The following is a 13,972-nucleotide window of genomic DNA, read 5'->3' as shown; positions in this document are numbered from 1 at the left end:
GGATAAGAGCCTATGTTAACCAGAACCTTACAACGGCACATGCAGCAGCGTACAGCAGAAATGCTCGATCGCATCGGCATAGCCCTGACGTCTGAGGAAAAAGAGAATATTGAGGTTGTGGAGCTTGGGCTGGGGGAAGTCGAGCGTACAGGCCTACAGATCATCACGTATATTAATAACGATAGCTATTGCGCAAAAGAGCTCGTGATGTTTGGCAGGCAGACCTGTCCGGAACATAAGCATCCTCCCGTGGGCAACGAGCCAGGCAAGATGGAAACGTTCCGCTGCCGTTGGGGTAAGGTGTGGCTCTATGTAGAGGGTGAGCCCACCCAAGCAATCCAATCACGTGTCCCTGAAGGGAGCGAGGCATACTATACTGTCTTCCACGAGATAGAGCTTCATCCCGGCGATCAGTATACGATCCCACCCAATACCTTCCACTGGTTTCAGGCTTCTGATGAAGGCGCCGTGGTCTCCGAATTTTCTACGACCAGTCGCGACGAATTCGACGTCTTTAGCGATCCACGCATCAAGCGTATTCCAGAGGTGGTAGAGGGCTAAGTTTGAAGCTTCAAGTGCGCTGCTTTCTACGCATGGAAAACTTATAAACTGTGGATGCAATAACTATGGGCGACCACAAAGGTCGCCCATAGTTGCTTCTATTCTCATCCTTGTGCTACTTGATGACAATTACGATAGGCAAAAGCGTAACTGCATCAATATTTACTTTTTTCCCTCCGGCATTCACATAGAGGCCTGTGGAGGCGCCCCCATCGAGATTGAGGGCAGTCTGGATGGATAAATCGGAGGCCAGCAGCAAATCGGCAAGCTCGTCCAGCGAGAAGGCCTGGCCTGGGCTGGCAATGAGAAGCAGACGCCCTTGTTTGTCTACCGCCACAACGCTTCGCCGATCGCTTGCCGCGTTAGCCTTGAATTGGCCACGCTTTCCATTCAGTATGAGCATCGGTGAGGATTGCGTGGCTTGCTCCAGCCGTTCGTTATCGCTATCATATGGCTGCTGGCCCAAGGCGCGCAACGAAACATGCCCCTGCGCATCAACAGAGAGCATGCCCCCAAAACCGTCATATGAAGAGCCCACCACATCGCCATCCGAGACAAGCAATCCTGTTGGTCTGTTCGCCTTATCGAAATAGCCGCCATTCATTACCGCCAGGGCATGGGTTTGCAGCATCCAATCGCTCATCGACTTTGGAGCCTTTGGATTATAGTCAACACTTATATGCACATAGCGCAAGTCAAGGCGCACGATAGTCACGGTATCCGCTGTGTCGCCTGGACTCTTCCAATACTCGGAACGTGCCTCGACGCCTTTCGCTAAGGGATGCCATACGTTGAGCGACTGCGTACTCATATCAGAGGGCGCATTAGGGGTGAGAGATACGGCAGGCGTACCCCCATTAAACGTTACGTTTGGAAGGACTTGACATGCCAGCAACGAACTGGCGAGAAGGCACAACAGTAAACATAATCTCCACATAGAGTTCGCTAGCATGTAAAGGCTCCTCTATCCACATCGTGCTATTTCTTCCACGGTGTCGCATCGATCGCTGACATCGTGCCCTTAAACTCCTCCGCCAACTTTAGCGCAGCGGCATGAGATGCTTCCTCAATGCTATCATCTAATGGTACGAGCTCGACTTTACCATAGCGTCGCTCCAGAGCCGTCTGAATGAGCAAATCAGTAAACCAGGGATTCTTTGGCAAGACAGGCCCGTGTAGATAAGTGCCAAAGACATTTTTGTAATAGGCACCCTCGCCGCCATCCTGACCATTATTGCCCCAGCCAACGAGCACGTGACCCAGAGGCTTCGCCTTTGCCCCCAAAAAGGTGCGGCCGCTATGGTTCTCATAGCCAACCAGAACCTTTTTCCCGACCTGCCCCAGATCGCATTCGAGGGCCATATGCGTCATAAAGCGCTCATTGCTAGCCTCGGTATACAGGTCGAGCACACTTACTCCCTTGAGCTCAGGCCCCTTGAAGGGCCTATAGTAATGTCCCATAAGCTGATAGCCCGCACAGACGCACAGGAAAGCTACATTAGCCTCGGCGGCTTCGCGCAGCGACTCAGCCTTAAACTGGATATCCTGAGATGCAATCTCCATCTCGCGGTCTGCTGCTCCATGAATCAGAATCAGATCGAACTGCGTAAAATCTGGCGTCTGCTTGACATAAATTGGCTCTACCTCTGTGGCAATCCCGCGCCATTTGCAACGCTTTTCTATCGCAAAGAGGTTACCGCGATCTGCTGCCACACTCATCAGTGTAGGATAGAGAAAGCCAATTTTCAAGACCATGCCTGTAGCAGTGGAATCAATACTCATTTTTGCCTATTCCTCCCAGTAGTGTTTGACCCAACCGCGCTTCTGCATAATCCTGCGTAGCTCTTGAGTTGGCGTATAGCTGCTCATAATATAGAGTGTTCCCCCCGGCTCAACATGCTTCAGGGCCGCATCAAGAGCCGCTTCGCGCTCCTCTATCATAGATATCTTTTGTAGCGGCACCTCAGCATATTTCAGGCGCATGGCCAGTTCGTCAGGCCGGTTCCCGCTACAGACCACATCTAGAATATTCGCGGCCATCTCCTCAAGCTCTACGTCCCAGAGCCAGGAGAAATCTTCGCCATCCACAACAGTATGGCTTGCGGCCAGCAGCAAGTGCTTTTTTCCGGGATGTTGCCCGATCAGGCGAAGCATCAGGTTAAAGGAAGTTGGATTTTTGACAAATGTCAAATAGATATTTTTATCGCCAGCGCGAATCTTTTCAAGGCGTCCAAAGGCCGGGCGAACATTGGCCAGACCAGTCTGAACTTTCTCTGTCGTGAAACCTGCAGCTAAGGACGCCCCGATAGCCGCCGCAGCGTTATAGACATTATGCAGGCCGGGCAGGGGAATTGTCAGCTCCAGCTCTCCTTGCGGAGTGCGCAGCCAGACTTGCGTCGGGCCCTCACCATCGGAGGCAAGTTTAATTGAGGTAGCGGCTATATCCAACTTTGGCAATGTATAACCGCAGTTAGGGCAGCGATAAAGGCCCAGGTGCGAAAGATAGGCAACCTCATACACGAAGTCACTATTGCAGCGGATACAGCGAATTACATCGGCCGACTGCTCCGGTACAGGAGTTCCGACCTCTGTCGTTTCCAGGCCAAAGAAGATTTTTCTTGCCTTGCTCTTCTGCCCAAAGCTCGCCACCTGGGGATCATTGCCATTTAAGACAATGGTGGAGGTAGCTGGCAAGTCTTCAAGCATCCTATCAAGAGCATGGGCAACAGCATATAATTCGCCATAACGATCGAGCTGATCGCGGAATATATTGGTAATGACCACAACATCTGGCTGTATCTCGGGCACTGCCTGCGCAAGAGTTGCTTCATCGATCTCGAATAGCAGCACATCGCTATCTAAGCGGCCGAAAATATCAGCAAAGTTTACAGCAACCGAGGTCACACCCTGCAACAAATTGGAGCCCGTACGATTCTGTGAAACCTGTTTACCGCTCGCCGCAGCGATAGCCGCAGTCATACGGGCAGTTGTCGTTTTACCATTACTTCCCGCAATCACAATCTTTTTGGCCCCACTCGCTCCCACAACGGATCTGAGCACATCGGGATCGATGCGCCGGGCAATCATACCGGGCAGGCTTGTGCCGCCGCCAATGCGAAGCAAGCGTCCAGCAGAACTTGCTAGCTTGCCCGCCGAGATGGCTAAGGTCAGGCGAGCTCTTCCCATACCTGTTGGAACAGCGCTCTGGCTCCTCAGAGGCCCTGCGCTGCCCGTCGTCTTTGTGTTAGTTTCTTCTTTCACTGCCATAATCTTTAATCTCTATATTTCTATTTTTTATCCTCTGTCCCCAGAGGCGCAGGCCCACAACCGGAGGGCGCAATAGCAAGAAAATCTTAATACAAGTAGCTTGCAGTATAACAAACATAGGCATATGCAGCAAGTTAAATAGGCCACAATAGCCTCAGGCGACCTTCCCTCAGCGGATTCATGCTTGACATGAGATATAGTATGGTGTATTCTTGACGCAACAAAAGAAATACCATTAATGCCTTGATCAGGATTAGTAGGCGACGGCATAAGCAAGCAGCGAGCCGAGATAGTGCAAGTCGGCAGGCAGATACCTCGTTGAACCCACCTGAGAGCGTCAGTGAGAAGCTGAACGGAGCCCACCGTTATGCGGGGAAGCGGTTATATGACCGCGAGAGTGGAAGCAGGCTAATTGCATGCTTCAAGAGAGGTGGTACCACGGGAAATGATCTCGTCCTTGTAGAGGGCGAGTTTTTTTATGCTCATTTATTCACCCGCCGGGGGCAAGGACCTTCACCGATATATCGTCTGGCCAGGGCCTCACATAAGCGATCCCGTGCGGTGCGCGGATATTTTCACCGCAATCAACCTGTTTTGAAAGGCAGAAAGAGATGGACAAAGAGGAAAAGTACGTTGATGAGATCGCAGATCAGGATGATAATTTTTCAAAATGGTATAACCAGATAGTCCGCAAAGCCGAGCTAGCCGATTATGCTCCTGTGCGCGGCTGCATGATTATTCGCCCTTACGGCTATGCCATCTGGGAAAATCTGCAAAGCCACCTGGATGCCCGCTTTAAGGAGACCGGGGTCGTTAATGCTTACTTCCCTCTGCTCATTCCCCGCAGCTTCCTTGAGAAAGAAGCCGAACACGTGGAGGGGTTTGCGCCAGAGCTGGCCTGGGTTACACGCGGCGGTGGAGAAGAACTGGAAGAGCCGCTGGCCATCCGCCCGACCAGCGAGACTATCATCGGCCATAGCTACGCGCGCTGGGTTCAGAGCTATCGCGATCTGCCCTTGCTGATCAATCAGTGGAACAACGTTATGCGCTGGGAGAAACGCACAACGCTGTTCCTGCGCACAGCCGAATTCCTCTGGCAAGAGGGTCACACAGCCCATCGCACGATGGAAGAGGCTGAGGAGCGCACACGTATGATGCTGGAGGTCTACCGCGCCTTTGTCGAAGAAGACGCAGCGATGCCGGTGATTGCCGGTCGCAAGACCGAGAACGAGAAATTTGCCGGTGCGGTACGTACCTATTCTATTGAGGCCTTGATGGGCGATGGCAAGGCTCTACAGGCCGGCACCAGCCACAACCTGGGACAGAACTTTGCCAAAGGCTTTGACATCCAATTTCTGGATGCCGATGGACAGCGCAAATACTGCTCTACGACGAGCTGGGGCATGAGCACGCGTATGATTGGCGGAATTATCATGGTCCATGGCGATAGCTCCGGGCTCATCTTACCGCCGCGCCTGGCTCCCTATCAGACCGTCGTTGTGCCTATCTGGCGTAAGGAAGCCGATAAATCCACTGTTCTGGCCCAGGTTGAGCGCATCGAGAAGCTGCTTAAGCGCAAAGTACGCCTGAAGGTTGATCTTAGCGAGAATACACCCGGCTGGAAGTTTAACGAATGGGAGATGCGCGGCGTCCCCGTCCGTATGGAGATCGGACCGCGTGACGTACAGAACAATAGCGTCGTGCTGGTGCGTCGCGATAATCGGGCGAAGGAAGTAGTCCCTGTCGACGCGCTTGAGACGCGCCTGCCCGAATTATTAGAAGAGGTACAGAAGGCACTCTTCCAGCGCGCGCTTGAGTTCCGCGAGAAGAACACACACTATACCGATAGCTATGAAGAGTTCAAGCGGATCATTGCCGAGGAACGCGGCTTTGTGCGTGTGAAGTGGGCCGAAGATAGTGCAGCCGAGCAGGCAATCAAAGAAGAGACAAAGGCGACGATACGCGTTATTCCGTTTGACCAGCCGGCAGGAGGCGTGCAGGGCAAGTGCATCTACACCGGCAAGCCGGCCACCTGCGAAGCGATTTTTGCCCGTTCCTACTAAGGATAATCTCTCTAGCAGGCGAAGAGGACAAAAGCTGCCTATAAACCAGGCCAGCGCCAGATAGTTTGTAGGCAGCGCGTTTGTCAGGCAATATGCAAGAAAGCAGCTTGAGATGATTGCGTACGATGATTTCGCAAAGGTAGATATTCGCGTAGGGCGGATCATTCAGGTAGAGGATTTTCCGCAGACGCGCAAGCCGGCCTACAAGCTAACTATCGACTTCGGGTCCGAAATTGGGACGAAACGGTCATCGGCTCAGATTACCAGGCATTATGCTAAAGAAGAATTGCTAGGTATGCAGGTTATGGCTGTCGTGAACTTTCCGGCCAAGCAGATTGGCCCGTTTCGCTCCGAAGTCTTAACGCTCGGCGTAGCTGACGCCAACGGCGATGTCGTTTTGCTCAGCCCTACAAAAGAAGTCCCGTTGGGTGGCAAAATGTTTTAAGGCTTTTTGCGCGCAGTACAATGTATCAGTAGAAGAACGAAACGTGTTGACCAGGACCAGTACACGTTGTCACGATCCAGCAGCGAGCCGAGATGGTGCAAGTCGGCGGACAAGGCAATGTCAAACCCACCTGGGAGCGTCAGCGAGGAGCTGACCGGAAACCTCACCGTTAACGGAGGTGCGATCCAGCCAGAGCTGATCGCCTAAGGGGAGCCGCAGAGACCAGGCGGTTCAAAAAAGGTGGTACCACGGGTTTATATCTCGTCCTTGTGAGGGGCGAGATTTTTTTATGGCCGATCCGACCTCGCGTGAGCATGATCAGCCGGAATTGAGTCAATAGAGATGCACCTTTAAGCATAGTAGAAGGAGGATCGAGATGCGCATCACACAGCAGTTAACAACGACGTTACGCGAAGCTCCGCACGACGCCGAGAGCGGCAACCACGAATTACTCGTGCGCGCGGGCTTTATACGCCAGCTTACGGCCGGCATCTATAGCTTTTTGCCGCTGGGCGCGCGCGTCATCCACAATATCTCCAAGATTATTCGCGAAGAGATGGATAGAGCAGGAGGACAGGAGGTAATTATGCCCGTCCTTCAGCCCCGTGAGCTATGGGAGCAGCGTCCTGCCGAGGGCGGAGCCAGCCGCGCAGAGCTCTACGCCGGCGAGTTCTTTAGCCTGGAAGATCGCAAAGGGCGAGAATTGATCCTTGGCCCAACCCATGAAGAGGTGGCGCACAGCTTGATAGCTGATTTTGTGCAGAGTTACCGCGATCTGCCGCAATATATCTATCAGCTCCAGGTCAAATTTCGCGATCAATGGCGGCCGCGCGGCGGCTTATTGCGCACACGCGAGTTGTTGATGATGGACCTCTATAGCTTTGACGCAAATGAAGCAGGTCTGGAGCGCAGCTATCAACAAATGATTGAAGCGTATAAGGCAGTTTTTACGCGCTGCGGCTTGCGCTTCCTCATCGTCCAGGCCGATAGCGGCCCCATCGGCGGCAGTACCTCACACGAATTTATTGCGCCGGTAGAGGCGGGAGAAGATACAGTTATCCTGTGCCGCAACTGCGACTATGCAGCTAATCAGGAGCGGGCCGAATTTGTCAGCAGCGAGCAGGCGCGGGAAACTCCACTTGAGTTAGAAGAGGTCTATACGCCCAACTGCAAGTCAATTAGTGAGCTCGCGGCCTTTCTCGCGATACAAGAAAACAGAACGCTGAAATCCATTTGTTACGTAGCAAGCGGAAAATTCGTTCTGGCCATTATCAGAGGTGATCTAGAGATCAACGAGATCAAACTGGCAAACATCTTGCAGCGCGAGGGCCTTAACGCTGCTGATCTCCATCTGGCCTCGCCAGAGGAGCTGACCGAGGCAGGCATTATCGCCGGCTATACATCGCCGCTGGGCAAGGACAAGCAGATCCTGATAGTCGCGGATATATCGCTGAAGCAAGGTAATAACTATGTCGCGGGCGCGAACAAGGCAGAGTATCACATAAAACATGTAAACTACCCACGCGATTTCCGCGTGGACGTATGGGGGGATATCGCTCTGGCCTATGAAGGTGCAACCTGCTCACAATGTGGGGGAAAACTATACAGCATCCGCAGCAGCGAGCTGGGCCATATCTTCAAGCCAGGCACGCTGTATAGCTACCTGTTTCAGACGACATTTCTCGATACAGACGGAACAACACGACCTATCTTCATGGGAAGTTATGGTATCGGGATCAGTCGATTAATGGGTATAATAGTTGAACAAAGCCATGATGACAAAGGCATCATCTGGCCTTTTAGCGTTGCGCCCTATCATGTGGCCTTGATCGGCCTTGATCTCGATAAGCCGGAAACCGGCCAGGCTGCTGGGCAGCTCTATACAGACCTGCTGGCTGCCGGAATTGAGGTACTTTTTGATGACCGAACGGAGACAGCAGGCGTCAAATTCAACGATGCTGATTTGCTTGGCTTGCCCCTGCGCGCGGTCATCAGCAAACGTTCGTTAAAGAATGGTGGCGTTGAACTAAAGCTACGCTCACAGAAAGAGAGCCGCATAGTGCCGCTGTCAGACACGGTTCGAGCCATCCAAGAGGAAATTCACAAAGAACTGGCGAGGTAGTATGTCACAAATGGAACTCACAATTCGAGAAGCACTTCCGCAGGATAGTTATGCCATTGCCACTATTCTGCATGAACTGGGCTGGTCTGAATACATTAATCATGCCTCAGCAGAGCTCACCGAAGTTCATATTGCTGAAAGCATCATTCAGAGCCGCCGCGAAGGAACGCACACCATCCTGGTGGCCGAACATCCCGAGTATGGCGTCATAGGCTACACTTCTGTCCACTGGATTCACAATTTGATGCTTGGGCACGAAGGCTACCTTTCAGAGCTCTTCCTGCATCCTTCAGCAACCGGTCAGGGCATTGGCGGCGAGCTCTTAAAACAGATCAGAGCCTATGCTGCTGAGCGAGGCTGCACCCGCTTATCCCTGATCAATCGCCGCATCCGCGAATCGTATCGACGCGGCTTCTATACTAAGCAGGGCTGGCAGGAGAATCCAGAAGCTGCCCTCTTTACGCTTTCGTTATCAAGTGTATCATAACATCACTAAGGGACCAGAGCATGCAAACATCGTCACTTCATCCACAGGGGTTTCGCTCCTGCGCCAAAAACGTTGGCATTAGGGATGAAACGCTTGATTTTACTGTGATCGCATCGGACGTGCCTGCCACTGCAGCCGCCATGTTCACGCAGAGCCGCTTTTGCGGAGCCGCAATCATCGTAGGGCGCGAAAATGTCGCCAACGGCCAGCTACAGGCCTTTGTCATCAATAGCAAAAATGCTAATGTGGCTACTGGCGAGCACGGTCTTTCCAACATTCGCACAGTAACCCAACAGGTTGCCGCTGAGCTGGGCATATCAGCGCAGGATATTCTGCCCTCCTCGACAGGAGTGATCGGACGCCAGCTCCCTATGGAAAAGTTGCTAGCTGGCATTCGGGGCATTCGTCACGAGATGCAGCCAGGACAGCTGGCCTCATCGGCTCAAGCGATTATGACTACCGACACGCGCCCAAAGATGCGCACGCGTAAAATCGGCAAGGCTGTCCTGGTGGGCATAGCCAAAGGCGTGGGCATGATCGAGCCCGACATGGCCACCATGCTTAGCTACTTCGTCACGGATGCACACGTTCCCGCCGACCTGCTCAAACAGTATCTCAAAGAGGCTGTCGAGCTCTCTTTTAATATGGTCAGCGTCGATACCGACACCAGCACTAGCGATACTGTCGCGATTATGGCCAATGGGCTCGCCGGCGAGGTAGATCTAGAAGAGTTCCGCGAGGCCCTGAAGACGATGGCCATTGAGCTTGCCCAGGAGCTTGCCCGCGATGGCGAGGGAGCGACCAAGCTTCTTGAGGTCCAGGTCAAGGACGCTACCTCTTTCGCCCAGGCCAAACGCGTTGCCAAGGCCATCGTGAATTCGCCGCTGGTCAAAACTGCGATCTTTGGAGCAGATCCCAACTGGGGACGAGTTGCCATGGCTATAGGAAAATGCAGCGAGCAGACCGATATCGTGCCAGAAAAGGTAGCCATCGCCTTTGGCGATCTGCTGGTATACGATAGAGGCAAGAGTTCAGGGGAGGCCTATCTTGATCAGCTTACTGCCTATCTACATAAGTCTGAAGTAGCCATCCGCGTCTCATTGGGACTGGGCAATGCTCAAGCAACCGTGTGGGGATGTGACCTATCTTATGAATATGTCAGAATCAATGGGGAATATACAACCTAATTTATCTCTTAATGACTCTAGCAAATATTAGAGGGCAGTTTCTATCCATCTGAAGACTAACCGGAGTTTCCGGAGCTATCTAAAAAACTCCGGTTAGTTATATATGGAGCCAAACTTATGCTCCCTGCAAGCTGAATCTACATGTGGACACACTATATTGCTGCTTCCTAAAGATTATTAACCGGTGCGCCTATACAGCACCGTCTAAAAGGTTACATTTATGTATTTGAATAAAAGAGTTCCGGGTGCACGATCCGCAAAACTCTGACACCAAGGCGAGCCACATCCGGGCTCTTCTGATATTTCTCGTTCTCATTGAGAGATTCATACGTGTTGATTATTCGATTGAGATGTCGCCTTTTCGTCTCCTCGTTCAAGACTTGCATAACATTCTCAAGATGAGCAATGCCTATCTCGATTCTCCCCCGCACCATATGCGCCTCAGCCTCCAGAAGATAGGCATACAGATAGCGTTGATGGAGCAAGGGATCGCCCTTATACACATTTGCCAATTCCTGGAAAGCCGAATCGGCCCAGCCATTGGCAATATAGGCCTCAGCCTTATCAATGTGGTACCACTCTTGATCAACACGCAAGAAACGCTCATCATCATTACTAAAGCTACTCGCGCTGATAATCCGACCCGCCTGATCTAGCTTGTTCATAGCCTCCAGGCGCTCCTGGCTATCGCGAGCGTTGTAGGCCAGCGCGCGCCCCCCTTCGGCAAGAATAGCCCCTTTCAATGATTGGCTGATCGCAATCCCGTGCTTATGGGCACTCTCTACAAAGCTCTGAGCCGCTTTCAGATCACGCACTGCATAGAGCAAATCAGAACGATCCTCTTTATTCCTCCAGAGAGTCCAGCGGTTAAAAAAAGCAAAGCCGCGTAGATACAGGGTCCGCGTATAGAGCTCGTAGAAACCTTTCTCCCTGGCCAAAGTGAGGGCATGGTTGAGGTAGGTAATGGCTGTGGAAAGATATCCCTGATAACGGTGGACATTGCCACAGAGGATAAGATAGTTGCACAACAAGCGTGCTACCAGCTTACGCTGCTGCTCCTTGCCATAGAGCAGTGCCTCTTGCAGAGCATAAATGCGCGCCACTATTTCGGGGATTACGTCCGGCTTACGGGCATTGGCATGGTTGGAACGCCAAAGCTCTCTAAGGCGGCTACCATATTCCGTGTTATCTACCTCCGGTGCTTTTGTGGAGACAACAATTTGTACAGTATCCTGGAGCTGGATGATAGGTTTCAAAGCAGGTAGACCTAGATACGCGGGTGGAATACTCAGAAGTGTGGCCAATACCCAACGTCGAGTTTGATCGATAGGAACGTTGTTCTGCTGTTCCATGCGTTGCATCCATCTGATACTAACATTCTCTTCGAGTAATTCGTTATACAGATCTACTACTATCTGGGCATTTTTCCAGCCTCTTACCTCCTTTCTGTAGTAACGTACGAGCATTCCTTCGTCGATCCTACCATCGTTTCCCAAAAATCGTGTTAAATCTTGCATAGCAGTAGGCATTCATCTACCTCCCTACTTAACACAACTTTCGTGCTTTAAATATAACTAAGATCGGGACACTTGTCTATACCCATCTTTGCCTTTTCCTCAATCTTTTTGAGAAAAAACGACAAAAATGCATTTTGATAGTAATTTCTGGCGATTCTTTAAGGTATTATATGTTATGTATAAATGTAGAGAGAATACTTCAAGCATCTGCTATTATACTAGCTCGATTATGTTATCACCGCGTGCTTGCTATCCATCAAGCAAGCATAAACAGTAGAATGGCAAGGAGCGCATAAGATGGCCGAAAGTGAAATGACCAGGTTGATGCAGCAAATAGAGCATGAATGTGAGGCAATGAAACAGGCGCTGACAGGTTATGCAGTTACTTCTCGGCACGATATTATCGCCCACCGACACCGGCAACTCGATAGGTATCATAGACAGCTTAAGAAGATCGTCGGCGAACAACAAGCCACGGCAATTGCTGTCGATATCTATTATCGGAAGATAAAGTGAGGCCTTGCCCACTAACGGCTAGCTAGCCGGCTGTAGAATAGCTGACGGCAAAGCCCTGCACTCCGGCTAGAGAAAACCTATCTGGCCGGGCCAGCTTGCTATACTTATCAGGCCGGAAAGGGCAAAATAGCCGCTACTAGCTGAAACTCCTGAGCGGCTTGGTTCGTGTTCATAAGAAATGCCGGCACATGATGGGAATTGCACTCTACTCAGCAAGAAATCACTATTGACTAGAAGGGTATATTTACTTTTTCAATGAAAATAGCGACATTGGCTTATATAGAGGATCACTTGGAGCTAGATGGCAAGGCGCTTCAACGCGGAGATAAGTTGGAAATCTGTATTTTAGGTCATTGGATCTGGGGAAGAATAGAGCGTGATACCTCGGGGTGGTATATCGTTACACCAGAACAGGTGGGCATTCGACTCTCCAGCCGCATTCCAGTGCGTTTTCCCGGCACATCTATTTCAAATATCTCATAGACCATGCTTTTCAAGAATACGAATACTTGCCTTTTGCAGAGAATTGTCATTAGCATAAGCCAATTCTCATAAGTGTCTATGCACTATTTTCCCAGACCTTGCCCACTGCCCACGCTCCTAATAAAGGTTTTCTCTCGATGCAGGTTCTTTCTCAGGCTCCCATCGATCATACTAGCGCCAGCCCGATCAAACTTATGCTCCAGAGATGAAAAAGTACAGCTGTTTGGGAACGTCTGTACACTGTTAAATAGAAGGGCCAGAAGCCCTAAGATTGATTTATCATCTTATCGTATGGCTTCCGGCTATTTCCTCGACCTGCTCGCTATTCATCCTGCCCTGCACTCTAGAGGAGAGTGCAAAGAGCAAGCGGCAAGGCAGAGGTAATAACTATACTGGAGCAAGAATAACAATATGACAAGTCAATTCAGTTTAGATAAGCAGCAAGGAGCGTCGCGCCGCACCTTTCTGTTCCGCTCACTGGCAGGCGTTGGCATAGCCGCCCCTCTGGGCTTGCTCGTCTCCTGCGCCCAACCCGGTGCATCCGTAAGCGAGACAGCGCCAGGCGCGCACAATCTCACCACGCCTACCTCCACAGCAACTCAGAATATGACGGCGCAGGTCAAAAAGTACTTTACAGAGATCATGGACGATGAGAATGCGCACGTAACCTTTATTAAGGATGCCATCAGCAAAGCCGGTGCTACTGCTCGGCCAAAGCCGACCTTCAAAGATCTGCAGCAGCCAGACATGAAATCTTTTGCCAAGCTCGCGCAGACCTTTGAGAATCTAGGGGTTGGTGCCTATCTGGGAGCTGCCTCAAGCATCAGCAACAAACAGATTCTTGAAGCTGCAGGCTCTATCCTTACCGTCGAAGCGCGGCACGCCGGTTTCCTCAACGCCCTGGAGAATAGCAATCTTAGTCCGAATGGCTCATTCGATAAGCCAATCTCACAGTCTGATATTGTCAAAGCAGTCTCACCATACATTAGCAATCTCAATGGTGGCAAAGATCCGTCGCAATCGTTACGTAGCGACGATGATATCTTGAACTTCGCCTTACTGCTAGAATATCTCGAAGCAGAGTTTTACAACACCAACGTACCAAAGCTGCTTAAATAGGCAATTGAGTAATTTCAGGTAGACGCGTCTATAGCCTGGCAACGCCGAAATATGGTGTTTCTCGCGCAAAGGGGCTATTTCCTACAAACTTGCCACCTTGATGAGACCCATTACTTCCTCGGCTCTGAAGCCGGGCTATGGCATCTATTCAAGCTTCCTCGTCCTCACGCACCTGAGCTTCATAAGCACTTTTGACATTATGCAG

The 13,972-nt window shown here is 51.3% G+C and carries 13 protein-coding genes and 1 other annotated feature; of the genes, 9 read left to right on the top strand and 4 right to left on the bottom strand.

What is annotated here, in order from left to right; translation table 11 throughout:
• Nucleotides 1-12: 12 nt before the first annotated feature.
• On the top strand, nucleotides 13-561 hold the full coding sequence (locus EPA93_RS39265) for a D-lyxose/D-mannose family sugar isomerase (RefSeq protein WP_129892751.1): 549 nt from the start codon (nucleotides 13-15) through the stop codon (nucleotides 559-561).
• Nucleotides 562-676: 115 nt separating this feature from the next.
• On the opposite strand, the gene EPA93_RS39260 is transcribed toward EPA93_RS39265, so the two are convergent.
• The 3 genes from EPA93_RS39260 to EPA93_RS39250 all read right to left on the bottom strand — a co-directional run bounded on the left by EPA93_RS39260 (nucleotide 677) and on the right by EPA93_RS39250 (nucleotide 3,828).
• A complete protein-coding gene (locus EPA93_RS39260; protein WP_165423703.1) occupies nucleotides 677-1,372 on the bottom strand; it encodes a phosphodiester glycosidase family protein in 696 nt (231 codons plus the stop codon).
• Nucleotides 1,373-1,539: 167 nt separating this feature from the next.
• Complete coding sequence (locus tag EPA93_RS39255) at nucleotides 1,540-2,343, bottom strand: type 1 glutamine amidotransferase (RefSeq protein WP_207229324.1); 804 nt, start codon at nucleotides 2,341-2,343, stop codon at nucleotides 1,540-1,542.
• Nucleotides 2,344-2,349: 6 nt separating this feature from the next.
• Nucleotides 2,350-3,828 carry a MurT ligase domain-containing protein gene (locus EPA93_RS39250; protein WP_129892749.1) on the bottom strand — a complete coding sequence of 493 codons (1,479 nt, stop codon included), beginning with the start codon at nucleotides 3,826-3,828 and terminating at the stop codon, nucleotides 2,350-2,352.
• A gap of 611 nt (nucleotides 3,829-4,439) precedes the next feature.
• On the opposite strand from EPA93_RS39250, the gene proS reads away from it, so the two are divergent.
• From proS to argJ, 5 genes are all read left to right on the top strand, one after another.
• Complete coding sequence (proS, locus tag EPA93_RS39245; protein WP_129892748.1) at nucleotides 4,440-5,891, top strand: proline--tRNA ligase; 1,452 nt, start codon at nucleotides 4,440-4,442, stop codon at nucleotides 5,889-5,891.
• 112 nt (nucleotides 5,892-6,003) lie between these two features.
• The gene (locus EPA93_RS39240) at nucleotides 6,004-6,336 is read left to right on the top strand and encodes a tRNA-binding protein (RefSeq protein WP_129892747.1); all 333 of its coding nucleotides are present in this window, start codon (nucleotides 6,004-6,006) and stop codon (nucleotides 6,334-6,336) included.
• Nucleotides 6,337-6,373: 37 nt separating this feature from the next.
• Nucleotides 6,374-6,608 (top strand) — a binding site (T-box leader).
• 104 nt (nucleotides 6,609-6,712) lie between these two features.
• Entirely contained in the window at nucleotides 6,713-8,458 is a 1,746-nt protein-coding gene (locus tag EPA93_RS39235; RefSeq protein WP_129892746.1) for a proline--tRNA ligase, read from the top strand.
• 1 nt (nucleotide 8,459) lies between these two features.
• Nucleotides 8,460-8,945, top strand: a complete 486-nt coding sequence (locus tag EPA93_RS39230) for a GNAT family N-acetyltransferase (protein ID WP_129892745.1) — start codon at nucleotides 8,460-8,462, stop codon at nucleotides 8,943-8,945.
• A 20-nt stretch (nucleotides 8,946-8,965) separates the two neighbouring features.
• Entirely contained in the window at nucleotides 8,966-10,132 is a 1,167-nt protein-coding gene (gene argJ / locus EPA93_RS39225; protein ID WP_129892744.1) for a bifunctional glutamate N-acetyltransferase/amino-acid acetyltransferase ArgJ, read from the top strand.
• Between the two features lie 218 nt (nucleotides 10,133-10,350).
• Here argJ and EPA93_RS39220 read toward each other — a convergent pair whose 3' ends face one another.
• On the bottom strand, nucleotides 10,351-11,661 hold the full coding sequence (locus EPA93_RS39220; RefSeq protein ID WP_129892743.1) for a hypothetical protein: 1,311 nt from the start codon (nucleotides 11,659-11,661) through the stop codon (nucleotides 10,351-10,353).
• Between the two features lie 285 nt (nucleotides 11,662-11,946).
• On the opposite strand from EPA93_RS39220, the gene EPA93_RS39215 reads away from it, so the two are divergent.
• The 3 genes from EPA93_RS39215 (at nucleotide 11,947) to EPA93_RS49365 (ending at nucleotide 13,767) form a co-directional block, all read left to right on the top strand.
• Entirely contained in the window at nucleotides 11,947-12,165 is a 219-nt protein-coding gene (locus EPA93_RS39215; protein ID WP_129892742.1) for a hypothetical protein, read from the top strand.
• A 255-nt stretch (nucleotides 12,166-12,420) separates the two neighbouring features.
• On the top strand, nucleotides 12,421-12,648 hold the full coding sequence (locus EPA93_RS51165) for a DUF5348 domain-containing protein (protein WP_165423702.1): 228 nt from the start codon (nucleotides 12,421-12,423) through the stop codon (nucleotides 12,646-12,648).
• A gap of 411 nt (nucleotides 12,649-13,059) precedes the next feature.
• Complete coding sequence (locus EPA93_RS49365) at nucleotides 13,060-13,767, top strand: ferritin-like domain-containing protein (protein WP_207229323.1); 708 nt, start codon at nucleotides 13,060-13,062, stop codon at nucleotides 13,765-13,767.
• Nucleotides 13,768-13,972: the final 205 nt, after the last annotated feature.

Source organism: Ktedonosporobacter rubrisoli, from assembly GCF_004208415.1.
GTDB classification, from domain to species: Bacteria; Chloroflexota; Ktedonobacteria; order Ktedonobacterales; family Ktedonobacteraceae; genus Ktedonosporobacter; species Ktedonosporobacter rubrisoli.
Note: the sequence above shows the minus strand (reverse complement) of the source record. Positions and strands in the feature narration are given on the sequence as shown.

Coding starts and splice junctions, on each gene's coding strand:
- EPA93_RS39255 (WP_207229324.1), bottom strand. CDS start 2,343: ATGAGTATTGATTCCACTGCTACAGGCATGGTCTTGAAAATTGGCTTT.
- argJ (WP_129892744.1), top strand. CDS start 8,966: ATGCAAACATCGTCACTTCATCCACAGGGGTTTCGCTCCTGCGCCAAA.
- EPA93_RS39230 (WP_129892745.1), top strand. CDS start 8,460: ATGTCACAAATGGAACTCACAATTCGAGAAGCACTTCCGCAGGATAGT.
- EPA93_RS49365 (WP_207229323.1), top strand. CDS start 13,060: ATGACAAGTCAATTCAGTTTAGATAAGCAGCAAGGAGCGTCGCGCCGC.
- proS (WP_129892748.1), top strand. CDS start 4,440: ATGGACAAAGAGGAAAAGTACGTTGATGAGATCGCAGATCAGGATGAT.
- EPA93_RS51165 (WP_165423702.1), top strand. CDS start 12,421: ATGAAAATAGCGACATTGGCTTATATAGAGGATCACTTGGAGCTAGAT.
- EPA93_RS39260 (WP_165423703.1), bottom strand. CDS start 1,372: ATGAGTACGCAGTCGCTCAACGTATGGCATCCCTTAGCGAAAGGCGTC.
- EPA93_RS39250 (WP_129892749.1), bottom strand. CDS start 3,828: ATGGCAGTGAAAGAAGAAACTAACACAAAGACGACGGGCAGCGCAGGG.
- EPA93_RS39235 (WP_129892746.1), top strand. CDS start 6,713: ATGCGCATCACACAGCAGTTAACAACGACGTTACGCGAAGCTCCGCAC.
- EPA93_RS39240 (WP_129892747.1), top strand. CDS start 6,004: ATGATTGCGTACGATGATTTCGCAAAGGTAGATATTCGCGTAGGGCGG.
- EPA93_RS39265 (WP_129892751.1), top strand. CDS start 13: ATGTTAACCAGAACCTTACAACGGCACATGCAGCAGCGTACAGCAGAA.
- EPA93_RS39215 (WP_129892742.1), top strand. CDS start 11,947: ATGGCCGAAAGTGAAATGACCAGGTTGATGCAGCAAATAGAGCATGAA.
- EPA93_RS39220 (WP_129892743.1), bottom strand. CDS start 11,661: ATGCCTACTGCTATGCAAGATTTAACACGATTTTTGGGAAACGATGGT.